We start from the raw sequence: 25654 nt of genomic DNA, 5'->3' as shown, positions 1-25654 counted from the left end.
ATGATTGGCAATTCGGGCAGGATTCCTTCGGCCTCACGCAAACCCGCCGTTCACCCGGATCGTCTGGCCGGTAATCCAGCGCGCTTCCTCGCCGGCAAGGAACAGGACGGCGCCGGTGACATCGCCGGTTTCGCCCAAGCGGTGGAAAGCGTTCATGCCGGCAATGGCCTCGAGCTGGGCCTCGGACTTCCCGTTCATGAACAGCTCCGTATTCACCGGTCCCGGGGCAACGGCGTTGATGGTGATGCCCTTCGGCCCGAGCTCTTTAGCAAGCTGGCGGGTGAACTGCTCCACCGCGCCCTTCGTACCTGCGTACGCGCTATAGGCGGGAAACATCATCCCGGCGACGGAGGTGGAGAAATTGACGATGCTTCCGCCCGGCGACAGGTGAAGGGCCGCTTGCTGAATGGCAAAAAAGGTCCCTTTCACATTCACCGCGAACATCCGGTCAAATTCCTCTTCCGTGAATTCGCCGATCGGCTTGGTGATCATGATACCGGCGTTGTTCACCAGCACGTCCAGCCGTCCAAACGCGGCCAGCGCTTCGCTGAACAGCCGTTCCACCTCGGCGACCCGGCTGATGTCGGCCCGGATGGCCACGGCTTCGCCGCCGCGCGCTTGAATCCCCGAAACAACATCTTTGGCATCCTCGCGGTTGCCCGCATAATTCACGACGACCTTGGCTCCTTCCGCGGCGAATTGCTCGGCAACGGCCCGCCCGATACCGCGTGAAGCTCCCGTTACTAAAACGACTTTATCTTTATAATTACTGCTCATTTTAACAACACCTCTCATCAACTGTTTTTTCGTACGGAATACTGACAGCTATAGACTATAACCTTCGGAAAGCCCGCACAAGAAGGCACTTTAATCTCCGATAGTTACTTTGAAGTAAGAAATTAAACCCCGAATATGAAAAATTCCATCTTTTCGATCTCATCGGATGTGGTAGCATGGGAAGAAAAAGGGATTTTTACCGGAGATGAGAGGAGAAAACGACATCGCATGCTGTTTCCAGATATATTGCGTACCGACCCGGCTTACAACGAGGAAGATATCGATTGCTATATTCATGTAGCCACGACGATTCAGGCGATCGGCGGCAAATGGAAGATGCTGATTCTTTGGCATCTGGAGGAAGGGCCGCGGCGGTACAACGAGCTACGCCGTTTAATTCCCGGGGTTTCCCAGAAAGTATTGACTCAGCAGCTTAAGGAGCTGGAGCAGGATGGCTTGGTCCGGCGGGAGGTATATCCCGAAATGCCGCCGCGGGTGGAGTACATCATGACCGAGTACGGAAACACGTTGGGCCCCATCTTTGACACGATGTACGAGTGGGGTGTCATTCACCGTCAGCGCCAGTCCAAAGAAAACGAAGGGAACACCGAACGCTCTTGATAGGGCTTCGGAATAAACGGTAATGCAACCATCCTAAAGGAGGATTACCGTGATTCATTCCGCAAAAAAAGAACCTAATCATCTGAACGGCGCAGACGGACTGCGCGCTTTGGCCTGTCTCGGGGTCATTTTCCATCATCTGTCGCAGACGTTGCAGGTGCAGCAGCAAACGGCCGCGATTCAGGAGATGCACTCGTTTATGATGATGGGCAGCATCGGCGTGAGTATTTTTTTCGTCCTGAGCGGTTATTTGCTGTCCTACCCTTTCTGGAGGCAATACCTTCAAGGCGGGGAATTCCCGAGCATCAGGCAGTACGCGCTGCGCAGAGCCGCCCGAATTATGCCGGGCTATTACATCGCCTTGGCGGTCGGCGTCATTTGGGTCCTGGCATTGAACATTCCCGTCGAACATTTCTGGCTCCGCACCCTAACCGGTTTTACCTTCACCTCGGGATTTCATTACATCACCTTTTTTCCTTCGGAAATGGACGGCCCCCTATGGTCGATCGGCTTCGAGGTATTCAGCTATATTCTTATGCCGCTGTTCATGTACGGGCTGTTCCGTTGGTTTCGAAAAAAACGTTCCTTCCCGGCGGCACTCATGTATTGGGCAGGCGTGCTGCTTCTGATTTTTGCGGGCAACGTGCTCATTCACCGTTTTTTCACGCCGGATGATATCATGCGAAGCTGGAACTACGGGAATATCGGTGGCGCAAAATACTGGATGCCGAATTACAACCCGGTCGGGTTCTTCGGGCATTTTGCGATCGGGATCCTGGCCTCCGGCGTGCTGGTCCGTATACAGCAAGGGAAGCGGACGGAGGCGCTGCGTGCGAAGGGGCTGTTCGATGCGCTGAGCGCGGCAAGCCTCCTCGGGGCCGGCCTGTTCATCTGGTTTGCCCGTCATGCGCCCGAATTTAGCATCAGCCTGCAAAATCAGCCGTATTTCTTTCCGTTTCTCACGGTGCTCTTCGGCGGGTTCCTTTTGTTTGCCCCGTTTTCCCGGTGGATCGGAAGAGGCCTGGATAATCCGTTTTTCCGATATACGGCCAAAGTGTCCTTCGGGCTTTATATTTGGCATGCTATGATCATTACGCTCGTACGGATGTATTGGATCAAGGATTTCCATTTTGCGGGGATTACCACTTTGAACCGGTGGGTGCTGATCTCTCTGGGCGTGATAGCCGCGTCATATGCGGTGGCATCGCTATCGTATTTTCTCATCGAAAAGCCGATTTTGGACCTGTCCAAAAGATATCGGCCCCGATCGAGCGGTCAAAAAAAGACAACCCGAAAAAAAGCAGCTTAATTGTTTGGCATAATGTGGTATCATGGAGACAAATTCATGAATGAGGTGGTTTTTTCTTGATCGGAAGAAGTGGAAATCCAACATTAAGAGAGAATACTTTTGAACGGCCGGAATATGCGTCCGGAATGAACACGATGACGATTGAAGGGACCGTAAACAAATCGTTTATCACCCTCGTCATTCTTTTGGCCAGCGCCTTCGGGACCTGGATGCTGTACTTTGACAATTACAATGTGCTTCCGATGGCGATCGGCGGGGCGATCCTCGGCTTTATTCTCGCGCTGATCGTAAGCTTTGTGCCGAAAGCGGCGCCTACGCTGGTTCCGATTTATGCGATTGCGGAAGGGATGTTTCTCGGGGCCATTTCCGCGCAATACGAAACACTGCTGAATGGCATCGTAATGCAAGCATCCTTGCTTACCATGGGCGTCTTTTTCGCCCTGCTGATTGCTTACAAAACGAGACTCATCAAAGCAACGGAAAACTTTAAGCTCGGAGTGTTCGCCGCTACGGGCGGGGTCGCGATTCTTTACCTCTTAAGCTTCGTCTTGGGACTGTTCGGCGTTCAAATTCCGTATCTGCATGACAGCAGCTGGATCGGCATCGGAATTTCGGTGGTGATCGTGATCATCGCGGCGCTCAATCTGGTGCTGGATTTCGATTTTATCGAGAGCGGTGCGGAACGGGGCGCTCCCAAATACATGGAGTGGTACGGCGCTTTCGGTCTGATGGTCACCTTGGTGTGGCTGTATCTGGAAATGCTGCGCCTGCTTGCCAAACTGGCAAGCCGGGACTAATCCGATTCCGGACAAATTCAAGCGAGTCAAAAAAGGCCGACGGGAAACTCCCGTCGGCCTTTTTCCATGCTAAAGATTTGCGGAGCGGGGTCGAGGTTTGCCCCTGTAAAGCAGACGCCAGACATATTCCAACGGGCCGATATGGAATCGGCGTAGCCACAAGGCGCTGAGGCCGATTTGGACAGCGTAGATCAACAAGGCGACCGCGGTTGTTTGCCATAATGTCATGGAGCCGAACAAACCGAAACCGTAGCTGTAAAAAACCAGGCTGCACAGAACCGACTGCAGAATATACATACTGAAACCGATTCGACCGGGGTTGCACAGAAACGCAAGCCGGTTGCCCGAACACTGGAACGCAAGCGCGAACCAACAAACGTATGCCAGCATGAGTAACGGCGCACCTATGAACATGGCCGTGATATCAAAGTAAGAGCCCTTAGACGGGAACAGCAACGGGGAAAGTTCCAGCAACAGCCCGAGAGCGCCTCCGATGGATCCGAGCCGGATCAGAAACGTTTTGCGCTCGGGCACCCGGCTGAGCAGCTCTTTTTTGGCAAAATAACTGCCGAGCAAAAAAGCTCCTAATACTTGCGGAAAAAAAAGAATCATGTTGAAAAAGCTAGCCTGGTAGTCGACGATTCGTTTGTTCAGGATTTCGGCAAAGGTGCCTGTGCCGTAAATCCGCCGGTCCGCCTCTTGGTATTGCATGATCATTTGCGCGGTATCGGACACCGAAGCATCGCCGAAGCTTTGCCCGTTATCTCCACCGATTCCGGGTCCCAACGCCGTCAAGGCCGTCATCAGCAGAGGGACAAGCAGCGTCAGCGCGATCGACCATCCCAGAATCGTTTTGGGGCTGCGCCGGATGAACGGTAGCAGCAATAGGCCAAGTAAGGCATAGGTGGTCAGGATATCGCCGTACCAGATCAGCGTGCCGTGAAGAACGCCGAAAAGCAGCAAGGCCAACATACGACGGGTAAACAGCGGGACAAACCGCTTTTTTTCGGATTGTGTACGTCGGTACAGCAGAACCGCCCCATATCCGAATAAGAAAGAGAACAGAAGCATAAATTTCGTTTCGACGAACAGGTCGATCAAAAATTCGATGGTCCGATTCAGCGGACCCTCCACGGGAAGGCCCCCCAGACTGATTGTCATAAGCGATTCATTGAAAAAGTTCACGTTGACCAGCAATATCCCCAACAGGGCCAGCCCCCGCAGGCCGTCAAGCGCTCCGATTCGTTTCATGATCTTCCCTCCAAAACTTCAAGCTATAGAAAGGATAGGTAACAATCTTAAAGAATTCATAATCGGAAGCTTTATACTTTTGTTATGATTTTAAGTTAAGATGAAACATCGAGATGTGAGTTCGTACCTCTGGAAAGGGTGGGATGTATGTCTGGGACGACGGTATTGATTGTTGATAATGAGGCGGACATCGTGTCCTTTATCCGTGATGCCCTGGAGGATGAAGGTTACGAGGTACTGACCGCCTACAGTGGAGCGGAGGCCTTGGAGCAAGCGAAAAAAAAGCCGCAGTTGGTGCTGCTTGACATTATGATGGACGATATGGACGGATTCGAGGTGTGCCAAAGCATCCGGCCGATGCTACAGGGGCCGATTATTTTTCTAAGCGCATGCCAAGAGGAGGCGGACCGTATCAAGGGGCTGGTGGTCGGTGGAGACGACTATCTGGTTAAGCCTTTCAGCTTGTCCGAATTGAAGGCAAGGGTTCATGCCCATTTGCGCAGGGAACGCCGGAAGGCGGATAATCGCGAAACGGAAATTCTCAGGTTTGGCGATTTGACCATCGACTTCAACCGGCGATCCGTACGTATTCGCGGGCAGGAGATCCAACTGACGGCGAAACAATTCGACATCGTCTGGCTGTTGGCGATCAACGAGGGCCATGTTTTGTCGAGGGACCATATATACGAGAAGGTATGGGGCCTGGAGGCGGATGGAGAGGACACCACCGTGACCGAGCATATCAAAAAAATCCGTTCACGGTTTCAGGACGTATCGCCGGAAGAAAGCTATATCCGGACCGTGTGGGGAGTAGGTTACAAATGGACATAAAACCCGTATCCATGCGCAGACGGCTCCACCGCATGATCATTTGGATTTTGTTACTAAGTCTGATCTCCACGGCTGTAACCTGGTTAATGATGCTATGGGCCGGGCAATCCCGGGTGAATTCAGAAAATTATTACGAGCAGATGATTCCGGGTATCGAGAAGCAAATAGAGAGGGGTGGCTCCCGGATACTATCGCCTGCCGCGCAGCCGGATCTGGATCGCATCGTCCCCGCCGAAGGGATTACATACAAAGTCGTTGATTCGGAGGGAACGTATCTTTACGGGACTTTCGCCGACGTTTCCCCTGAGCCGGCGGACCGGCTGCTTCGGCGCTTGAATACGGTGACGGGGGGACCGAATCATCATTTTGTCCATCATATTCCCATTCTTGACGAAGACCATCAATGGCGTGGCGCTGTATTGCTTTACTATAAGCTGAGGCTGACGCCGGTCCGCGCTTCCGATTCATTGCTGGTAAAGGCGGGCGTACCGCTTTTTTTAAGTGTTCCGTTTTTGTACATTATTTTGTACACCTTGCTGCTTGTCCGCAGATTTCACCGGGAAATCAAAGATTCGCTGGATCAACTGATGACGGCGACGCGTCATATCCGGCACAGAGATTTGGAATTTACGCTGACCGACAACGGAACGATCACGGAGATCCGAGAATTGAGCGAGGCGTTCGAGCTGATGCGCAAAGAGCTGGCTGAGTCGCTACAGCGGGAATGGAGGCTTCAAAAGGAGCGGAGGGAGATGATTGCCGCGCTTGCCCACGATATCAGAACCCCACTTACGATTATCCAAGGACATGTTGAGGGGTTGGAGGAAGCAAAAACGAGAAACGCCGACCGGTTCGAAAACTATTTGAAAGTGATTAAAAACAACGTGCAACGGGCCGTCAAACTCGTCAGGGATTTAAATCAAACCGCGGTCCTGGAGCAGGAATCTTTTCAACTCTCCAAGATCCGCTTCGATCCGGTGGAGTTTATGGAGGAGAAAAGAACCGAGTACGTCACCTGGTGCCGAAAAAAGAAAACCGTGCTCATCTACGGCTTGCAGGATGAAAGGCCGCCTTTGAGCCGGGAGTTGCTCCATGCAGATCCGGACCGGCTTTCCCAGGTGTTGGACAATTTATTGGCGAACAGTCTCCGATTTGCGGAACAGGGGGAAATTCGGCTCGAGGCCATCGTGACCCGACAGCACCTTGAAATTACCGTAGCAGATAACGGGCCCGGCTTCGAACCTGGGAAGGAATCCCGGGTGTTCGATGCTTTTTATCAGGCATCGGGAGGGAAAAACCGCAGCAGCGGGCATGCGGGACTTGGCTTATATATCGCAAAATCGATTGTCGTCAAACACGGCGGGGAAATTTGGGCGGCCCAGGGGAAAAGCGGCGGCGCGGCAGTATGCATCCGGATTCCGCTGGAGCTTCCTTCGGAGGCGGGACTGACATCCGCGACGAATCCATAACAAAAAGGCTGACGGGAATGTTTCATTCCCGCCGGCCTTTTTTCATGTCCAAAGCTTATCCGATTTCTTTGACTCCGGCCACTTCATAAGTAAAGAGTTCACTGCCGAGAATCGGGGATTCCTTCTTCGCTTCGCCTTCCGCTGCCTCCGAACCGGCGCTTGGTCGTTGGTGCGCGGCTTTAAAAGCATCGCTGTCTTTCCACGCATGAAAGTCCTCGATCGATTCCCAGTACGTGTTGACGTTCAGTTCATCATAATCCGTCAGGTTCTGGGTGAGCAATACTTCCACCTTGATAATGCCTTTGGAAGCATCCAACGGACCCGGCGCCGTGAAACGGGGGGCCATCGCCGCGGCCATGCCTTTTTTCACCTTAATCCGGTTGGTTACCACGATCATGTCGAACAGCTCCTTCCACAGAATAAGAATGGTCATCAAAAATGCTTCATAACGGTGCCGAACTTCATGACTAGTATAGTGTTTTTGCGGGCGGAATAAAAGTTTGCCGGCATGGTCGGCTTATTTTTTGCCCAATACAAACTCGGTGACCGGCTTCACGGCCTGATCAAGCCCTTGCGTGAGATTGGAAACCGGAAGCTGCAGCTTTTGGACGATTCCCAGACCGAGAACCGCCAACAGCAATCCCGCAAATACCGCCAATTCCCTTCATTGTTTTTTCCGAATCAGGGAAGGGACTTCGATCCAAGCGAGGAAGATCGTAAGGATGACAACAAACAGGAACATGGTTTATGCGCTCCTTTTTTTGAACGGCTTTTTTACCAAGTAAACGAGCAGCAAAAGCAACGGGATCAGGAAGGTGAAAGCGAAGTCCACCGGAATGATCGTCTTACTGAAATTGGACAATTGAACGTTATTGGAAAAGAGTAGCGTGGACAGCAGCATGATCATTAATCCCATCGGCAGAATGAATGGCTTGTGTTCTTTTAATCCAAACCATTGTTTTAAGCCCTGAATAGCGGCATAGAAAAAGATTCCCGTTTTAAGAAAAGCGCCGAATACCCAGAGTCCAAGAACCAGGGCTTCAAATTCGATCGAGAAATTGGCCGATGGAGATGGCCTGGACCATTTCGAGGGTGGGGAATTTGATGTTTTTTACACTTTCGGGGCCGAATATCGCCACTACGGTAATATTTACAAGGATAAAGAAAAAATTGACGAAGAAGATCCCTCCGAATACCGCCGGTTTGATTCGATGTTGTTTCCCGAGCAACGGTAAAATCATCGCCATCCAGGCCAGTTCGCTCCAGCGGGTAGCCGTCGGAAGCATGGAGAGGGTCATCTTCCCGAAATCCGTTTCCCATGCCGGAACAATATTCGAGGCGTGGGCTTGAGGGAGAGCCATAGCGGTAAGCAGCAGAACCCCGGCAAAAATGAGAGGGACCAGCACAGTAGCGCAGAGCCCCAGGACCTCCAGTCCCATATACATCACGTAAGCGACAATGATAATAAGTCCAAGGCCGATCACTTCCACCGGGGTATGGAAAAAGAACCGGGTAGACAGAAAATCGACGAAGACTCTCACGGTAATGGCAGTTTGAAGCGTAAAATAACCGATATAAAGAAGACCTACCGGCTTTCCCGGCAATTTGCCGAGGATGGAACAGCTGTACTCGATCAAGGATTGGTCCGGATATTTTTTCCACAAAAACAGAAATGCAAGAGCGTAAACGAGTTGAACAGGAATGCCTAGAAAGAGCGCGGGAACGATGTCCTGGTTACTGGATAGCTCATTAAAAAACGGATTGGATACAAGGTTGATGATAAAGCGGCTGCACACAAACAGCCAGAATACCTGGTGCAGAGCGATTGTAGTCTTTTCCATAGGATCTCCTTGGCTTTATTCAATGGCTTTACCCGATTTTGACGTCATTCCCACGCGCCGTATTTTGCTTTTTACCGTTACGCTGACTTCCATTTTCGAAAAGTGCTCCGGCCAGTTCTCTTCATACTTCTGTTTCCAAAGCTTGGGGTAGCGGGTGTGTATGGCATTGGCGAATTGAAGAATATCGGCTTTCAAGGTTTGGCACTTCTTAATCGTCATCATGATGCGCTCTTCAATTTCCTTGTTTTGGAGATCCTCCAGTTTTTTGACCGTATCCGGTTTGGAGATGTCCATATTTTTGCAGGTAATTTCGGAAATCGAAGCTTCCTCGTCAACATTAATGTTTATTTTGATTTCTCCGTCCCGAATGACGGGGGTGACCTTCGATTTGGTACGTTCGATGAAAAGTGAAATCTTATCTTCCTTATCGTCGGGACAAGAAATGACTACGGTACCTCCGCTTAATCGTCCTGTAATCCATAACAGTCCCCGGCTTTCGGCATCGCTCAAGTAACCGGCGAGCTTGTCGGTTTGGAATGCCGCGGTTCCGGTCAGGCGAAGCTGGTTTTTATTTTTCGAATTATTCGACGGATTGCCCGAATCCTCTTCCTCACCGGCCGCCGCTTCATCAACCAGCTCCAGCTTGGACGCGAAAGCCGCTCCGGATTTGCCGGTAAGCGTAGCAAGGAAATCTTTTTGCTGGGCGACGACCGCCGAGGAGGAGTGTTGAAACTCTTGGATCATCTCCACGATTCCCAATGCGGGGATATTTTCCTGCCCGAGCGAGGCAGACAAAATGTCCTTTGCGGTTTTGGGCGTGACGATCATCCAGAACGTCCTGCGAAGCTCGGGGGCGCGCTCCAGGTAATCGTTGATGGGGCGAAGCCCGGCTCTTGCCATTCGTTCGCCGATAATAACGACTCGGGTATGGCCGTAAAATAAACGGCGCGGGGAGATTTCGGCAAATTTTCGCATCGCATCCGTTACGGACACGCCCTTGGATGACAAGGTCAATACGGGAGGGCTAGATCCGCCGCCTTCCTTTTTCAGGCCGGAAGGATTGACGATTTGTGCTGTAAGCAGTATCGGTTCCGGTCCGGGGATCAGATCGATTCCCAGGCCGGCTACGATGGCAAGCTTCTCCACTTCGGAACGGTCCCAGCATCCCGTTGTTACGACGAGAAGAATAAGGAGACCCAACGGAAGACAGCGGAGGTATGAAGAGCGGATAAGGAATCGACACGGATTCTGTTTCTGCAAAATGCTCATCCTTTCAGGATTGAGGATCGGGCCGTGAATGATTTTGCCTCCGGGCATCTTCGGGTTGGAGCAGACCGGGCCTACGTTTCATCAACCACCAGGGCACCCGGAAAAATACATCCTTCATATCCTTCCGACGAAACGGTGCAATCGGAGCAAAATAGGGAACCCCGAAGGACTTCAAGGAACAGACGTGGATCAAAATCGCGAGGAATGCGAGCGCAATGCCGTAAAACCCGAACACCGCCGCCAAGACCATCATTGGGAACCGCAGCATCCGCACGGTGATGGCCATATTAAAACCGGGAATCGCAAAGGAGGAGATGGCGGTCAGGGATACGATGATGACCATGGCGGACGATACGATACCCGCACGTACCGCGGCTTCTCCAATAACTAAAGCGCCGACGATGCTTACCGCTTGCCCGACGGTCTTTGGCAACCGCACCCCGGCTTCCCGGAGCGCTTCGAACGCGATTTCCATCAGCAAGGCTTCGACGAATGCCGGGAACGGGATTCCTTCGCGGGCGGCGGCAATGCTGATCAGAAGCGAGGTCGGAACCATTTCCTGATGATAGGTGGTAGCGGCAATATAGATGGAAGGCAAACTCAAGGCGATCAGCATAAAAAGAAACCGGATGCCGCGAATCAATGAAGCAAAGTAGAAACGCTCGTAGTAGTCCTCGCTAGATTGCAGGAACTGGACGAATACGGTTGGCGCGATTAGAGCGAACGGCGTTCCGTCAACGAGAATAACGACGCGCCCTTCGAGCAATTCCGCAGCCGCCTTGTCCGGTCGTTCCGTATGGGCGATTTGCGGGAAAGGGGAAAACGGCTGGTCTTCGATCAACTCCTCGATATAGGCGCTTTCCAGGATGGAATCGACCTGAATGCCCTGAAGCCGGCGCCTGACCTCGTTCACGACATTTTCGTCGGCGATGCCGTGAATATGGGCGAGGACCACATCGGTCTTGGTCAGTCTTCCGATCTTGAGCGTCTCCATTTTTAACTCCGGCGTTTTAATGATCCGCCGGAGCAGGGCCGAGCCGACCCGGATGTTTTCCGTAAAGCCTTGACGCGGTCCGCGAATGACGGCTTCCGTTTCCGGTTCGGTCACGCTTCTCATTTGTTCGCCGCGGGTGCTGATGGCCAGCGAGCCGTCGGTACCGTCGATCAAAACGATGCAAAATCCGGTAAGAATTTTATCCACGGAATCGTTGACGTCAACGGTTTCGTTAATGGAAGAGGTGTTTAGTAGAACATCGCGGACCATGGTGTAAACTTGTCCGGGGTTCAGGTTTCCGTCGGGCTGAAGCTTGCGGGCTTCCTGCATCAAGGGCTGCAATATAATTTCGTCAATCAAGGCCCGGTCGACCGTCCCGTCCAGCCAGATCACCGCAGCGCGGTTTTTTTCCTCGCCGATGAAGAATTCCCGGTAAATTACATCGTCGCACTTATTGAGTATGCTTTTAAATGTGGCGATATTTTCGGATAAGGATTTGCTCATCGGCCATTTCCCGGCCGGCTGTGCGGCATTTCCCTGCTCTTGCGTTTGTCCGGACTGCCGGCTTGGCCGAAATTGATGCATCAAAACGGAACGGAGAAAAGAACCCAAATGTTTTCTTCGCATAAGGCGTTCCTCCTTTCGCGGGCAGAATCCGGGTACATTATAGTTTGGTTCCAGGTAATGGGAAGTATGCATCATTTGACAGGAGGGATTCACGGATTCGGCCATGTTCTTGCTTGTGTTCATATTAAAAATTTGGGACAATAGAACAGATTGATTCGATCATAGAAAGAGGCAGCGCAAATGAATAAACCATCCGTTTATGGATTGACTTTAGATCAGCTCGGCGACTGGCTGGAAGAGCATGGCCAAAAGAAATCACGGGCTTTGCAAGTGTGGAACGGGCTTTATCGGCAACGCGTGACGGAATTTCACGCGATCGAAGACGTAAAGCCGGAAGTGGCGGACTTATTGAAGGAGCATTTTGCCGTGGAGACGCTCGGTTTGCATACCAAGCAGCAATCGGCGGACGGGACGGTCAAGTTTCTGTTCAAGCTGACGGACGGAAACCTGATCGAAACGGTGCTGATGAGACACAAGTTCGGGCTTTCCGTTTGCGTGACGACACAGGTCGGCTGTAACATCGGCTGCAGCTTCTGTGCCAGCGGTCTGCTGAAGAAAAGCCGCGACTTGACGGCAGGAGAAATCACGGAGCAGCTCATGAAGGTGCAGTTGTTCTTGGATGAGGCGGGAAAAGGGGAACTCGTCAGCCATATCGTCGTTATGGGCATCGGCGAACCGTTCGACAATTTCACGCATCTGGTGAACTTCCTGCGGACCGTGATGGATCCCAAAGGGCTCGCGATCGGCCCAAGACATATTACCGTATCGACCAGCGGACTCGCGGACAAAATCCGGGAATTCGCGGATCTCAATCTGCGGGTGAATCTGGCGGTTTCGCTGCATGCGCCGAACAATGAGCTGCGAACGCGGATCATGAAGATCAATAAAGCGATTCCGATCGAGAAATTGATGCCGGCCATCGATTATTTTATGGAGAAAACGAACCAGCGGGTGACGCTGGAGTATATTTTGCTGCGGGAGGTCAACGACCAGCGCGAGCATGCGTTGGAGCTGGCGGAGCTGATCGGGGACCGGAGACCATCGGTGAACGTGAACCTGATCCCGTACAATCCGGTCGACGAACACAGCCAGTATCAGCGTAGCGATCAAGAGGCGATAACCGGCTTCTACGACGAGCTCAAAAAGCAAAACGTCAGCGTCAGCGTCCGGCTGGAGCACGGAACGGACATCGATGCCGCCTGCGGCCAGCTCAGAAGCAAACAGATCAAGAAGATGGAAAAAACGCTATCGTAACTTGCAACCATGCATAAGACTGCCCCGGAAGCATTGCTTCCGCAGGGCAGTTTTTTTGATGCGAGGGCAAGTACAATACAGTAGCGGATTTTATCCCTACCCAGACTTTCCGCATGAAGATAAGATTTGTGTAAACGCTTTTTTATAGGGAGGAAGGAAAATGAAGCTGCATTTTGCCGGGGACGTGTCCGATCTTATGCCAGGAATCCGGGCGCTGTCGAAGGAGCTTTCGTTTACCGAGGCGTCCGACGGGCAGACGGTACAGGTGCAACCGTCCGACAGAACGTTGGAAGTGGGGATGGAGGAAGGAACGGCATACATCCGCTATGGACGAAAGCATCAATTTTTCCGCGGGCTCGGTTTGCTGGTGCAGTATGGGCGAAACGGAAGACCTTTTCATATAAAAGAGGAGCAGCATTTCGACACGATCGGGCCGATGTTCGATCTGTCCCGCAACGGCGTTCTGACGGTGGAAAGCTTCAAATTCATGCTGCGAAAAATGGCCTTAATGGGGTTGAATACGGTCATGCTCTATATGGAGGATACGTACGAGATTGAAGGCGAGCCTTATTTCGGTTATATGCGGGGCCGGTATTCGCAGGCCGAGCTCCGGGAAATCGACGATTATGCGGACCAGTTCGGGATCGAGGCTTTTCCGAGCATTCAGACGCTGGCGCATTTGGAGGAATTCCTGAAATGGGAAGCCGCCGCGAAATACAAGGACACGAAGGGCGCGCTGCTGGTCGGCGACGAGGCCGTGGAACGGCTGATCGGAGATATGCTGGACGCGGCGAGCGCTCCGTTTCGAAGCAGGAAGATACATATCGGGATGGACGAAGCCGAAGAGCTGGGCCGGGGAAAATATCTGGACCGGAACGGGTACCGGGACCGCTTTGAAATCATGACGGAGCATTTGGAGCGGGTGCTGGAAGCCGTGCGGCAACGCGGATTGAAGCCGATGATGTGGAGCGATATGTTCCTCAAATTCGCGTCCGCCGACGGAACCGAGCATTACGACGCGAACACGCCGATCCCGGAGGAGATGGCCCGCCGGATTCCTAAGGATGTCGACATGGTGTACTGGGATTACGCGCATCAGGAGCAGGAGGATTACGAAAAGCTGATCGCCAAGCATAAGCCGCTCGGCTGCAATCTCGTGTTTGCCGGCGCCGTATGGGTGTTCAATACCTTCGGGGTCAACTACGGTCTCTCGCTGAACGCGACAGATGCCGCTTTGCAGGTCTGCAAGAGAGAGGGTATCCGTGAGGTGTACGCGACCATGTGGGGGGACGACGGCATGGAGAGCAGCCCGTTCGGGGCGCTGCTCGGATTGCAGTTCTACGCGGAGCACGCTTATACCGCCGGGAACCCGTCTTGGGAGCAAGTGGCGGAGCGGGTCAAGTTCTGTACCGGCATCGAGGCGGAAACCTTCCTGAAGCTGAAGGATCTTGACGAGACGCCGGGAGCGGAGCCGGACAACCGGAAGCAAAGCAATCCTTCGAAATTCTTGCTTTATCAGGACGTGCTGCTTGGTCTGTTCGATAAGCAGATCGAAGGGCTGGAGCTGTCCGCCCATTATGAGAAGCTGGAGCGGGAGATCCGGGAGCGGCGCGTGCGGGACGCCGAGCTGGATTACTTGTTCGAGGTGCCCGAGAAGCTGTGCGCGGTGCTGAAGCGCAAAAGCGAGATCGGCATCGAACTGAAGCGGGCCTACGACGCGGGCGACCTCGGGGAACTGCGTCGGATCGCGACGGATGTGCTTCCGGCCATCGCGGAAGCGGTCCGCCAGCTGCGCGAGGCGCACCGGACGCAGTGGCTGCGCATGTTCAAGCCGTTCGGGTGGGAGGTGCTCGACATCCGCTATGGCGGGGTCGTCAACCGGCTCGACACGGCCACCGTCCGGCTGCTGGAATATGTGAACGGACGCGCCGCCCAGATCGAGGAGCTGGAGCAGGAGAGGCTTGTTTACAGCTCAGTCAATCGTTTCAACGGCAAAGGAGCGGGCTGGTGCAGTTATTACTATCGGATGGCTTCGCCGAACGTGTTTTTCCATGTGCTAAACCCGTTTTGAACTCGATTGGACAAAAAAGAGACCGGAACCGCTCCCTTACGGGAACGGCCCGGTCTTTTTGCCGCCAGTGCCGTTTTGCGCTAAAGCAGCTGCTTCCGCTTTTTCAAATAAACGTACAGAATCAGGCTCGCCAGGGAACAGAGCAGGGCGCACAGGCCGATGAAGCCGTAACCGGCCTGAAGGCCGCGCAATAATCCGATTTCCGCATCGCTGCCTCCCGCGAAAAGTTTTTTGATGCCGTCCGTGATTGCGCCGATCAAATAGTTGCCGATGACGCTGCCAAGGCCCATCAGCGTGACGATAAAGCTGATCACGGTGTCGCTATCGTTCCGGTAGCGGTCGGCGATCAGGGCCATGACCGTCGGATAGACGGGAGCAATGCCGATCCCGGCAATCGCGAACAGCGCGGCTCCCGGCTCGCCCGCGACGATGGCGGCAAACGTGCAGATCCCCGTAAAACCCGAGAACAAGATGAGGGACAGCGTGAACCCGATGCGATCGGCAATCGGCCCCGCGACGAGCCGGGCAAACGTGAAGCAGAGGAAAAATGCCGATAACATGCCGGAGGCCGTCCCGGTGTTCCAGTGGTAGGCCTTTTCCAAAAAGTTGACGAGCCAGCCTCCGACCGCCATTTCCGAAATGACGCCGAAGGACAGAATGACCACAAGCAACCAGATGACCGGATCGCGCACCAGCGTTTTGACGGGAACGCGGTCTTCCGCGGCGGTCTCATTGGCCGGAAAACGGCCGAGCAGCGCGGGAACGGCGGGAATGAGCGACAGCAGAAGAATGATCAGGTACATGCCTCTCCAGTCCAGCGTATGCCCCCCGATCGTGAGCGTCATCAAACCCGTGGCGATCATCGGCGCGATGATCGAGCTGAGCCCGTAAAAGAAATGGGCCAGGTTCATCATCGTGCCCGTATTTTTCACGAAAATTTGCGCCGCGAGCACCGCCAGGGCGATCTCCAGCATCCCGTTTCCGATATACATCAGAAAATAGGAGCCGGACAGGGCCGGATACGAGCGGGAAAAGAACATCAATATCCCGGTTACCGCCATCAGAACAAAAGAGAGAATGCTTACCCATTTGACGCCCCATTTCCGCACGAGAAACGCGGTAAAGGAGCAGGCCAGCAAATAGCCTAACGAGTTGAGCGAGAGCAGCGTCCCGATCTGCATTTCGTCCAGATGGAAATCGGTCTGGATGCGCGGGATCGCAGGCCCTTTCACGTTTTCGGAAAACCCGAAAATAAAAAATCCGATAAAGACGGTCAGCATCGGAAATAAGTACGCGATTTTGCGTTTGGCTTTCGCCTGGTCTTGCTGAATCGTTGTCATGAGTCCTCCAGGAAACGTGTTGATAGGTCACGGCCGAAGCCGAGCAGGAAAAAGCGTAACACAAATCCATGGAGCGGACCATGCAACTTTTATATATATTTTATGTAAAAAATAAGGATCCCTCCGCCCGGCTGTCCGGAAAGAGGGATCCATTTCAGTGGTTGATATCGCATTTGTTCATAATAAACGAGATCTGATTTTCCAGGCGGTTGATGCGTTCCTGGGTACCTTTGTCTTCGGCCCCTTGACCCCGCAAAGCGGCCAGCTCTTGCTTGAGCTGGTGGAGATCGTCACCGGCATGGGCACAGTCGTAATTGCTTTCCAGATTGTCGAGCATAGATGTTATTCTCCTCCTTGTATGGGCGTGTTTCCCTCCGCTTAGTATGGAGAATAATTTTGCCGTTATTCAAGAGCGTTGCTTGCCCGAGCGTGCCCTTGAATCTTGTTGTTCGAGCCGGTCGGAAACTTAGGGGAGCTCTGTGCGCCAAATTTAAACGAGTTTTTTCCGGATCGCTCCCGAGATCAAGTCGATCAAGGTGATCATGACAATGATGCCGAGCAAAATAATGCCGACCCGGTCCCAATTCCGCGAACTCAGCGCGAATATCAGCGGAGTCCCGATCCCGCCGGCTCCGATGACGCCAAGGATCGTGGCGGAGCGGAGATTAATTTCAAACCGGTAAAGGATATACGACAGAAATCCGGGCAGCACCTGCGGCAGAACGGCGAAACGTACGATTTGCAAGCGTGTCGCTCCCGCGGCGATCAGCGCCTCGGACGGGCCGGTGTCGATCTGTTCGACCTCTTCGGAGAACAGTTTTCCGAGCATGCCGACGGAATGCAGCCCCAGCGCCAGCACCCCGGCAAAAGAACCGGGACCGACCGCCTTGATGAACAAAAGCGCCATGACGACTTCGGGAAACACGCGGATCAGGCTGAGCAGCACTTTGCCGGAACCCGAAGTAAACACGGATCGGCTCATGTTGGCCGCCGCCCAAAAGGCGAACGGGACGCAAATCACGGCCGAGATTAGCGTACCGAGGATGGAAATAGCGAGCGTATCCAGCAGGCCCCGCAGCAAATCCTCACCGTCCGGCAAGTAGACGTAATCCCAATCCGGAGAAAACAGGCCGGACAGAATCGCCTTCGTGACTTGACCGGCCGTTTCCTTGATGCCGGAATAAGGAATGCCGGCGAAGGCCCAAATGTAAATCACGCCTAGCACGGCATAAATGAGCCAGCGAAGACGGCTCTTTTTCGGTTTGGGTACGATGTCGTTCCATGTTTTGCTCATAACAATTTCTCCCGCAATTTCGTACTGAGGTAGTCGATGACGAGAACGACCGCCAGGGTAAACACGATGATCATGCACGTTTTGTCGTATTCGAAAAAGCCGAGCGTCACTTCGTAATAATGGCCGATCCCGCCGGCTCCCACCAAACCGAGAACCGCGGCAGCGCGCACATTGATTTCGAACGTGTACAGGGTATATGACGCAAAATGCGCCCGAATCTGCGGAACGACGCCGTACACGATCAGCTGCGCAAGGTTGGCCCCGGCGGCGGTCATCGCTTCCAGCGGGCCGGGGTCGATTGCCTCCAGCGCCTCATAGGTGAGCTTTGCGATCAGGCCCAGCGAAAACACAGACAAGGCAAAGATACCCGGCAATGGGCCGAGTCCGAATATCGCGACAAAAAGGGCGGCCAACAGCAGATCGGGAATCGTGCGGATCAAATTCAGCACAAAGCGGACAGGATAGGTGATCCAACGGTTTCTGATCAGATTGGCCGCGCACAGCAAGGCCACCGGAATCGCCAAAATAGCCCCCAGCGTCGTACCGATCAACGCCATGCGGATCGTCTCCAGCATCGCGTCCCAAATGTTATCGAGATAACTCCATCTCGGCGGAACCATTTCCCGCAGCAGATCGAGCATGTTCGGCAGCCCGGTGACGAGCTCTTTTAACGTGGAATCCGTCTGCACGGCGCTGCCCCACACCAGAAGCAGCAAAAATGCCGCGGTCAGATAATGCTTCAGTTTCCCCGGCGGCTTGGGCCGGACCAGGGGGGACTGCCCCTGGCTTGAGGGCTTGAACGGCGCCGCTTCCGATTCCATCTTCATACGGCCGCCTCCTCGAGAACCTCATCCTGGTCGAACGGCCGTCCGTAAATTTCGGCGAACCGCTCGTCCGTGGCTTCCGAAACCGGACCGTCAAAGACGACGGCTCCGGCGCGCAGGCCGATGATGCGCGTGGCATACTGGCGGGCGAGGGCGATGGAGTGCAAATTGACGATCGTTGTAATCCCGGATTCCCCGTTAATCCGTTTCAAGTCGTCCATGACCTGCTTTGTGGTCAATGGGTCGAGGGAGGCGACGGGCTCATCCGCGAGAATGATTTTGGCCTCCTGCGCAAGAACCCGAGCGATGGCGACTCGCTGCTGTTGTCCGCCCGAAAGCTCGTCCGCGCGGGCGTACGCTTTCTGGACGATGCCGACCCGGTCCAGCGCCTGAAAGGCCAGATCCACATCGGATTTCGGGAATCGGCCCAATACGGTGCGCAGGGTGGAATGATAGCCGACGCGGCCGGCCAGCACGTTGCGAATCACGGAGGAGCGCTTCACCAGGTTGAAGCTTTGAAAAATCATGCCGATATCCCGGCGGATACGGCGCAGCTCCTTACCTTTGGCAGCCGTGATCGATTTGCCGTCGATGACGATGTCTCCCTCGGTAATGTCATGAAGCCGGTTCATCGACCGCAGCAGGGTCGACTTACCGGCGCCGGACAACCCGACGATGGCCACGAATTCCCCGCGGCCGATCGTCAGATTAATTTGGTTCAGTCCTTTAGTTCCGTTGGCGTAAGTTTTGGATACGTTGCGAATTTCAATCACGGCACTCAGTCCCTTATCTTTTATTCAGTCTTCACCTTTTCGCCGTATTCACGAACAACCGCGAAATTGCTGTCTTCGGATTTGACGTAGCCTTCATGCGTGTAAATTTCGGAGATGATCTTGTGGCCCTCTTCGTCCTTGCCGATTTCGATGAACGCGTTTTGCAGCTTCTCGATCCATTCCGGACTCATATCGGAGCGTACGCTGATCGTGTCGTTCGGAATTTTCTCCGTATACGTCAGTACGCGGGTATCTTCAAACACGGTCGGATAATCTTTCTTCACGACATTGCGGGCATCCTGGAAAATGGCGGCCGCATCCACGTCGCCGTTCAGTACGGCAAGTACGGCTTGGTCATGGCCCTTGACCGTGATCGCCTCGACATCCTTCAGCGGATCGATTTGATTGTCCATCAACACCGCTGCCGGCCATACATAACCCGCGGAGGAGGAGACGTTCTGATACGCGATTTTTTTGCCTTTCAGATCGGCAACGGATTGAATGGCGGAATCCTTTTTTACGATAATCATCGCTTTGTAAAAATCAACCAGCTCTTCCGTCGCTTCGCCGGTTTCGTCCTTGACTCCGAAGCGCTGCGCTTGCAGAATGACTTCAGCAGCCCCTCTGTCTTTAGCCATTACATAAGCGGTCGGCGGCAGGAAGCCGACGTCTACTTTTTTGGAAGCCATAGCTTCCACGATGGTGTTATAGTCGGTCGAAACACTAACTGCTACAGGAATGCCGAGCTTGTCGGACAGCAGCTTTTCGAGCGGTTTGGCTTTGGCCTCCAGCGTATCCGCGTTTTGGGATGGCACGAATTGCACGGTCAGCTTTTCGGGTGCGTAACCGGTCGATTCTTGGGATGCCTTGTTATTGCTGGAATTTTGGTTTTGGCCTGCGTTTGCGGCGGCTTTGTCTCCCGTGTTGGTGGACGCCGCGTTATTGGCTCCGCAACCGCTAAGGACGGCGACGGATAAAGCCAGGGGCAGCATGAACTTCATTAATTTTTTCAAAGCAATGACCTCCACTTTTTATTAGGATAATGACATGTCTTTCTTGTTCCACTATACGGAGGGAGTGTTAATGGCCTGTCAATGAAATGATAACTTTCTGTAAAGTCATGGGAATTTAATATAAAGCTGCATTTCGGTTGATAGAATGCTTGAAGACTTTCAAAACAGGAGAGATGGATATGATCCCGAAAAATAAAACGATTACTGTATTGGCCACTAGCGACATTCACGGACATCTTTATCCGACGGACTACCGGACCCATGAAGAACGGAATTTTGGACTCGGCAAACTGGCTGCCATGATCCGGGAAGAGCGACGAGTCCGTCCGGACCTGCTGCTGATCGATAACGGGGATTTGATCCAGGGATCTCCGCTCGCTTCTTATGCGGTAAAAAATAAAGCGGAAATCCATCCTGCGGTAGCGGCGCTCAACGAATTGGGTTACGATGCGGCGGTTCCGGGAAACCACGAGTTCAACTACGGGGCCGGAACGCTGGGAAGGGTCGTTCGGAATTCCTTGTTCCCATGGCTCTCGGCCGGGATCCGAATGAAAAATAACGGCGAACCCGCTTACGGAAAACCTTATTTGATCAAATTCATCGGTGAAATCAAAGTGGCGGTGCTGGGAGTGACGACGCACTACATTCCGAATTGGGAAAATCCGGAGCATATTCGGGGATTGGAATTTCACGACGCGCTCGAGACGGTGAAAGAATGGGTTCCCCGTATCCGGCGGGAAGAGCGGCCCGATGTCATGATCGTGGCTTATCATGGCGGATTCGAGCGGAATCTGGAAACGGGGGAAGCCGCGGAAAAAATCACCGGTGAAAACCAGGGTTACGCCATGTGTACGGAAGTAGACGGCATCGATGCACTGATCACCGGGCATCAACACAGGTTCTTGGCCGGAATGGTGAACGGGGTGGCGGTCGTCCAGCCCGGATGCAACGGACAGGCGCTCGCCAAGATCAGCGTGGATCTGGTTCGGGAACAGGGCCGCTGGCTCATCTCCGGGAAGCGCGCCGAACTGCTCCGGCCTGAGCCCGGAATGGAGGCGGACAAGGCCGTGCTTGCGTCCAGCCGGGATTTGGAGGAACGTACCCAGGCCTGGCTCGATGAGCCGGTTGGACGGGTTGACGGCGACATGCGCCTTAGCGACCCTTTGTCCGTCCGGTTGAAGGAGCATCCTTTTATCGAACTCGTCAACCGGGTTCAAATGGAATACGCGGGAGTGGACGTCTCCTGCACGGCTTTGCTCAGCGAGGCTTCCGAAGGATTCGGCGAAGTCATAACGCGGCGGGATATCCTGACGAACTTTATGTATCCGAATACGCTGACCGTCCTGAGGCTGACCGGCCGGGACATCCGGGCGGCGCTGGAACAGACGGCTTGCTATTTCGCGGTTGACGCGGACGGGAAGCCTGCCGTCAACCCGGCCTATTTGGAACCCAAACCCCAGCATTATAATTACGACATGTGGGAGGGCGTCGAATATACGCTGAACATCGCCCGACCTGAGGGATCGAGGCTGGAAAGGCTGAAATACAACAGCGCGGACCTGGATGATGATATGGTGCTTGATGTCGTGATGAACAGTTACCGGGCAGGCGGCGGCGGAGACTACGAAATGTTTAGGGGCAAGGAAATCCTCCGCGAAATTCCCATTGACACCGCGGAGTTGATGGAGGAATATATTTCGAAACGGGGAGCGGTTTCGGCCGCATGTAACCGCAATTGGGAAGTTATCGTCGAAAGGAAATAAACATGCAAAATATGCTCTACTATATCGGGTCCGGTTTTATCCTTTTCGTGGCATTGATCGCCGTGTTATCCATTGTATTCGTGAGCTGGAGGAACGGGATTTCGCCTATGCCGGCCTCGGCTCCGGTGCGGAGCCGGGTGGTTGCCGAATTGAGACGGCTGGGCCGTACCGGCACAATTGTCGAGGCAGGCTCGGGCTGGGGGACGCTCGCGTGTCAGATGGCCAGATTTAATCCGGACAGCCGGATTATAGGCATCGAAAACTCGCCTATTCCTCTGGCCGTTTCCCGGCTGATCGCACGTCTAGGCTCCGCGAAAAACGTGAACTTCATCAAAGGGGACCTATACGAGTTTCCCTACGAACAGGCAGACGTCGTCGTCTGCTATTTGTTTCCCCGGGCGATGTCCCGGCTTGATCCCGTATTTCGCGAACGCCTATCTTCAGGGGCGGTCGTGATTAGCGTCTGCTTTGCGCTTCCCGGCTGGAAACCGGAGCATACGTTGGTTTGCCGGGATATGTACAGGACGAAAATATATGTCTACGTCCGCTAGTAGAGGGAATGGAATGTTTCAAGAATACCGAAATTGGGTAATTATAAACGCTTGTTTTGTAGTAAAATGAATCAAACTCATCATTTGGTAATGGAGGGAAGGAATGAAGGATTTCAGGGAGAGGCTAGCCGGTCTGAGGGAAACTCAAGAGCAGCTGGCCCGGGAATACGAGACGCTCCTTCAAGAGTACGATGCCGACGGCATCCTTCGGGAGAATGAGACGCTGCGGCAGGAGCATGCGCAGCTTCGGCAGCGGGCCAACGAACTGGAAGCCAGACTGCGGGGGCTGGAGGCGGAAAACGCCAGGCTTCAACAAGCTTTCCCGGGACAAGAGTCCTCGACCGTCGACAAGCCCGATCCGTTCAGCGCGTCACAGGGCAAAATGAACACCTACTTGTCGGGTGTTTCGTCCGGATTTGAAAGTCGTCTGGCGACGTTGGAAGCGAGAGTCAAGCAGCGTATACAGCAATTGTACGAACAGGCTGAGGGGCTGCTTGGTCAGGACAGGGAGGTGATCGCTTCCAAACTGGGACAATTTCAGGATGAAATCAACCACCGGATGGCGGATCATCGCCGCTATGTAAGCGAAGGGGAACGCCGGATTCGGGAAGAAGCCAAACGCGGTTACGAGCAGCTAGCGGGTCCGGGAGCGGGAGGGCCGGGTGCGGCCGGACCGAATATGTCCCCGCAGAACATGGCCGTGCCGAATATGACACAGCCGGGCATGGTACCACCGGGTATGGTTCCGCCGAACATGACACCGCCAAACATGACACCGCCGCCAAACATGGCATATCCGAATGCGATCCCTCAGCATGGCTGGGCACAGGGGACTTCGGGACACGGGAGAAATCCCGATGCCGAGCGGGAATCGAAGCAGAATTGGCTCGAGATGAAAATCGGGTTGAACTGGATCAATAAATTAGGTGTTTTGCTGATTATCCTCGCGGTAGGCGCGGCCTTCCAATACTCGTATTTGACCTGGTTCAACGGGTATATGAAGGGAGCATCCTTCTTCCTGCTAGGCTTGCTCATGCTGGCCGGAGGGGAATGGCAGTTCCGCAAAAACAGGCAGGTTTTCGCCCTCGGTTTGCTGGGCGGCGGCATTTCCGTTCTTTATGGCTCGGTATTTTACAGCTATTTTTTATTAGAGATTATAAGCTTGTTCGTCGGCCTGTTCTTAAGCATCCTGATCACGGTAGCCGCCGTGCTGCTGTCGCTCAGGTATGAGTCCAGAACGATTTGCTCCTTCGGCTTGGTGGGCGGGTATCTTCCGTTCTTTTCGTATATGGCCGCATTTAGCCTTGAGGGCAGCGCCGTTTACGTGGCCATGGGGTATTTGTTCCTCCTCAACGCCTTGATTCTGCTGGTTTCCTTGCGGAAACGGTGGCCGGTCGTCAATTACATAAGCTTCGTATTCAATATTTCGTCCATGCTGGCCCTGGTGTTCATTGCGGAAAGCGAAGCGGCGGGTATGGCCTATACCGTTATAACGTTCCTTACGTATCTCGGCATCACCTTGTATGTTCCGTTCAAGTATAAGTCCAAGCTAACCTGGTGGGATTTCTCCTTATTGGCTTTAAATACGGTCGTCAATTGCGCGACTTTGTACAGCTTGCTGGAAAAAGCCGGGTGGGATGGATTGCGCGGTTTGCTGGCGCTGGTCTTCTGCTTGTCCTACCTGGGCCTTGCACGCATGTCCAAAAAAGTTCTCGAGGAGGAAAAGGAAACCCGGCTGCTCTTTTACGGCACATCGCTCACTTTTTCCATGCTGATTGTTCCGTTCCAGTTCGGCATTCATTATCTGTCGATGGCCTGGCTGTTCGAAGGGCTGGTGCTGTCGGTATTGGGTCATCTGTATCGTTATAAGAAACTGGAGCGAATCGGCTGGGGGATCGTCGGCCTCACGCTTGGCGCATTCCTGCTGATCGATTCCTTTATAAGCCTGTTCAACACCGATTCGTTTGACTTCTCGTGGAAGTATACGTTCATTTCTTTGGGGTTGGCGGCACTTGCCTTGTTCTACTCCTACCGTTTGCAGGAAGAGGGGGACGCCCGTCGTTACACCCCGATGGATCGTTCGTTGTTGTCCGCAATAAAATATGTGGGGATCGTGAATATCGGGATTTACTTGCTGTACGAAACAGGGCGTTTGTATGAGCGCTTCATGCCCGAAGACGCGTCATTATTCGAGTTCTACAGGGCGCTGCTTATGTCGGCGGTTGCACTGTTAACGGCTTTCGCAATTTCCAAGATCCCGTTTATCCAGGATGCCGTGGTGAAAGTTTACAATCGTATTTTGTATGGTTTCGGATATCTCATGAGCATTGCCGTGACCTTGACGATCCCGTCTTTGAACCCGAACGGCATGCACAATTCGGCCGAAAATTATGTGGCGCTCGTGATTTTGATCGCCTTTAATTTGATGGTATTTTTCAGCGGGCGGGACTTGTTGTATAACCTGTTGGATCGGAGTTCGAAGTCCCGTGAAGTTTACCCGGTCATCGTCGGCGTGTATATCTTCAGCATCATTACCGCGTTTCTCGGGGTTCAGTTCCGTCTGGGGCATGTCGGATGGCTATTCAGTCTGGTGTATTTGCTCCTGGCGATCGGCTACATCGTTTACGGCTTTAGACACAACTATTTGATGATCCGGCGTATCGGTCTGGGCTTATCCTTGCTGTCCACCGGAAAAATGCTGCTGTTCGACCTGAATCTGATGACGACCGGCAGCAAAATCATCGCATTTTTCAGCTTCGGCGTCGTTCTTCTGGGCATCTCCTTTATCTATCAGAGAGTTTCGAATAAAATGAGCCCGGTGCAGGAAAAGGAACAGACGGATATGGAGGGGTAAAATCCCCCGTTTGTAAGTAAGAAAAAGAGCTTGATTGAGAGGCGGGAAGCCCCTCGGTCAAGCTCTTTTTCGATATGGGGGTGGAGGAAAAATAATGAAACGAATGTATTAATTTTAGTATATAATAATTT

Annotated in this window: 23 protein-coding genes and 1 pseudogene; 11 read left to right on the top strand and 13 right to left on the bottom strand. The window is 53.4% G+C overall.

The window, feature by feature from the left end:
• Positions 1–33: 33 nt before the first annotated feature.
• A complete protein-coding gene (locus tag ACSFXJ_RS24690; protein ID WP_435922947.1) occupies positions 34–777 on the bottom strand; it encodes an SDR family oxidoreductase in 744 nt (247 codons plus the stop codon).
• A gap of 228 nt (positions 778–1005) precedes the next feature.
• On the opposite strand from ACSFXJ_RS24690, the gene ACSFXJ_RS24685 reads away from it, so the two are divergent.
• Genes ACSFXJ_RS24685 through ACSFXJ_RS24675 form a run of 3 tightly spaced genes read left to right on the top strand, consistent with a single transcriptional unit; the run spans position 1006 to position 3504 of the window.
• Positions 1006–1398, top strand: coding sequence for a winged helix-turn-helix transcriptional regulator (locus tag ACSFXJ_RS24685; protein WP_435922946.1), 393 nt, complete (start codon positions 1006–1008; stop codon positions 1396–1398).
• Between the two features lie 49 nt (positions 1399–1447).
• Complete coding sequence (locus ACSFXJ_RS24680) at positions 1448–2707, top strand: acyltransferase family protein (RefSeq protein WP_435922945.1); 1260 nt, start codon at positions 1448–1450, stop codon at positions 2705–2707.
• 56 nt (positions 2708–2763) lie between these two features.
• Positions 2764–3504: a Bax inhibitor-1/YccA family protein gene (locus ACSFXJ_RS24675; RefSeq protein ID WP_435922944.1), complete on the top strand. Its 741-nt coding sequence runs from the start codon at positions 2764–2766 to the stop codon at positions 3502–3504.
• Between the two features lie 69 nt (positions 3505–3573).
• On the opposite strand, the gene ACSFXJ_RS24670 is transcribed toward ACSFXJ_RS24675, so the two are convergent.
• Positions 3574–4755 carry a DUF418 domain-containing protein gene (locus ACSFXJ_RS24670; RefSeq protein WP_435922943.1) on the bottom strand — a complete coding sequence of 394 codons (1182 nt, stop codon included), beginning with the start codon at positions 4753–4755 and terminating at the stop codon, positions 3574–3576.
• Positions 4756–4902: 147 nt separating this feature from the next.
• On the opposite strand from ACSFXJ_RS24670, the gene ACSFXJ_RS24665 reads away from it, so the two are divergent.
• Positions 4903–5586: a response regulator transcription factor gene (locus tag ACSFXJ_RS24665; RefSeq protein WP_435922942.1), complete on the top strand. Its 684-nt coding sequence runs from the start codon at positions 4903–4905 to the stop codon at positions 5584–5586.
• Entirely contained in the window at positions 5577–7055 is a 1479-nt protein-coding gene (locus tag ACSFXJ_RS24660; RefSeq protein WP_435922941.1) for a sensor histidine kinase, read from the top strand. The genes ACSFXJ_RS24665 and ACSFXJ_RS24660 overlap by 10 nt, the downstream gene beginning before the upstream one ends.
• Positions 7056–7110: 55 nt before the next feature.
• On the opposite strand, the gene ACSFXJ_RS24655 is transcribed toward ACSFXJ_RS24660, so the two are convergent.
• Positions 7111–7488 carry a heme oxygenase gene (locus tag ACSFXJ_RS24655; protein ID WP_435922940.1) on the bottom strand — a complete coding sequence of 126 codons (378 nt, stop codon included), beginning with the start codon at positions 7486–7488 and terminating at the stop codon, positions 7111–7113.
• A 75-nt stretch (positions 7489–7563) separates the two neighbouring features.
• On the opposite strand from ACSFXJ_RS24655, the gene ACSFXJ_RS24650 reads away from it, so the two are divergent.
• Complete coding sequence (locus tag ACSFXJ_RS24650) at positions 7564–7941, top strand: hypothetical protein (protein WP_435922939.1); 378 nt, start codon at positions 7564–7566, stop codon at positions 7939–7941.
• Between the two features lie 48 nt (positions 7942–7989).
• Here the strand turns inward: ACSFXJ_RS24650 and ACSFXJ_RS24645 are convergent.
• The 4 genes and pseudogenes from ACSFXJ_RS24645 to ACSFXJ_RS24630 all read right to left on the bottom strand — a co-directional run.
• A pseudogene (locus ACSFXJ_RS24645) lies at positions 7990–8046 on the bottom strand (hypothetical protein); the annotation flags it as partial.
• A 49-nt stretch (positions 8047–8095) separates the two neighbouring features.
• Positions 8096–8896, bottom strand: a complete 801-nt coding sequence (locus tag ACSFXJ_RS24640; protein WP_435922938.1) for a GerAB/ArcD/ProY family transporter — start codon at positions 8894–8896, stop codon at positions 8096–8098.
• A gap of 15 nt (positions 8897–8911) precedes the next feature.
• Positions 8912–10156, bottom strand: a complete 1245-nt coding sequence (locus ACSFXJ_RS24635; RefSeq protein WP_435922937.1) for a Ger(x)C family spore germination protein — start codon at positions 10154–10156, stop codon at positions 8912–8914.
• 13 nt (positions 10157–10169) lie between these two features.
• On the bottom strand, positions 10170–11786 hold the full coding sequence (locus tag ACSFXJ_RS24630; RefSeq protein ID WP_435922936.1) for a spore germination protein: 1617 nt from the start codon (positions 11784–11786) through the stop codon (positions 10170–10172).
• 180 nt (positions 11787–11966) lie between these two features.
• Here ACSFXJ_RS24630 and rlmN point away from each other — a divergent pair, with 180 nt between their 5' ends.
• Both rlmN and ACSFXJ_RS24620 read left to right on the top strand, forming a co-directional pair.
• Complete coding sequence (gene rlmN, locus ACSFXJ_RS24625; protein ID WP_435922935.1) at positions 11967–13040, top strand: 23S rRNA (adenine(2503)-C(2))-methyltransferase RlmN; 1074 nt, start codon at positions 11967–11969, stop codon at positions 13038–13040.
• A gap of 160 nt (positions 13041–13200) precedes the next feature.
• Complete coding sequence (locus ACSFXJ_RS24620; protein ID WP_435922934.1) at positions 13201–15111, top strand: beta-N-acetylhexosaminidase; 1911 nt, start codon at positions 13201–13203, stop codon at positions 15109–15111.
• Between the two features lie 80 nt (positions 15112–15191).
• On the opposite strand, the gene ACSFXJ_RS24615 is transcribed toward ACSFXJ_RS24620, so the two are convergent.
• The 6 genes from ACSFXJ_RS24615 to ACSFXJ_RS24590 form a co-directional block, all read right to left on the bottom strand.
• On the bottom strand, positions 15192–16451 hold the full coding sequence (locus tag ACSFXJ_RS24615; RefSeq protein ID WP_435922933.1) for an MFS transporter: 1260 nt from the start codon (positions 16449–16451) through the stop codon (positions 15192–15194).
• 154 nt (positions 16452–16605) lie between these two features.
• Entirely contained in the window at positions 16606–16788 is a 183-nt protein-coding gene (locus ACSFXJ_RS24610) for a DUF2524 domain-containing protein (RefSeq protein WP_435922932.1), read from the bottom strand.
• Between the two features lie 153 nt (positions 16789–16941).
• A complete protein-coding gene (gene phnE / locus ACSFXJ_RS24605; RefSeq protein WP_435922931.1) occupies positions 16942–17745 on the bottom strand; it encodes a phosphonate ABC transporter, permease protein PhnE in 804 nt (267 codons plus the stop codon).
• Entirely contained in the window at positions 17742–18566 is an 825-nt protein-coding gene (phnE, locus tag ACSFXJ_RS24600) for a phosphonate ABC transporter, permease protein PhnE (protein WP_435925860.1), read from the bottom strand. The genes phnE (ACSFXJ_RS24605) and phnE (ACSFXJ_RS24600) overlap by 4 nt, the downstream gene beginning before the upstream one ends.
• 2 nt (positions 18567–18568) lie before the next feature.
• The gene (phnC, locus tag ACSFXJ_RS24595) at positions 18569–19342 is read right to left on the bottom strand and encodes a phosphonate ABC transporter ATP-binding protein (RefSeq protein ID WP_435922930.1); all 774 of its coding nucleotides are present in this window, start codon (positions 19340–19342) and stop codon (positions 18569–18571) included.
• 20 nt (positions 19343–19362) lie between these two features.
• On the bottom strand, positions 19363–20343 hold the full coding sequence (locus tag ACSFXJ_RS24590) for a phosphate/phosphite/phosphonate ABC transporter substrate-binding protein (protein ID WP_435925859.1): 981 nt from the start codon (positions 20341–20343) through the stop codon (positions 19363–19365).
• Between the two features lie 191 nt (positions 20344–20534).
• Here ACSFXJ_RS24590 and ACSFXJ_RS24585 point away from each other — a divergent pair, with 191 nt between their 5' ends.
• The 3 genes from ACSFXJ_RS24585 to ACSFXJ_RS24575 all read left to right on the top strand — a co-directional run bounded on the left by ACSFXJ_RS24585 (position 20535) and on the right by ACSFXJ_RS24575 (position 25523).
• Entirely contained in the window at positions 20535–22118 is a 1584-nt protein-coding gene (locus tag ACSFXJ_RS24585) for a bifunctional metallophosphatase/5'-nucleotidase (RefSeq protein ID WP_435922929.1), read from the top strand.
• A gap of 2 nt (positions 22119–22120) precedes the next feature.
• Positions 22121–22669: a class I SAM-dependent methyltransferase gene (locus tag ACSFXJ_RS24580; RefSeq protein WP_435922928.1), complete on the top strand. Its 549-nt coding sequence runs from the start codon at positions 22121–22123 to the stop codon at positions 22667–22669.
• 103 nt (positions 22670–22772) lie between these two features.
• Positions 22773–25523, top strand: a complete 2751-nt coding sequence (locus ACSFXJ_RS24575; protein WP_435922927.1) for a DUF2339 domain-containing protein — start codon at positions 22773–22775, stop codon at positions 25521–25523.
• The last annotated feature ends 131 nt before the right edge of the window (positions 25524–25654 follow it).

The organism is Paenibacillus salivarius, from assembly GCF_051307165.1.
GTDB lineage: Bacteria > Bacillota > Bacilli > Paenibacillales > Paenibacillaceae > Fontibacillus.
Note: the sequence above shows the minus strand (reverse complement) of the source record. Positions and strands in the feature narration are given on the sequence as shown.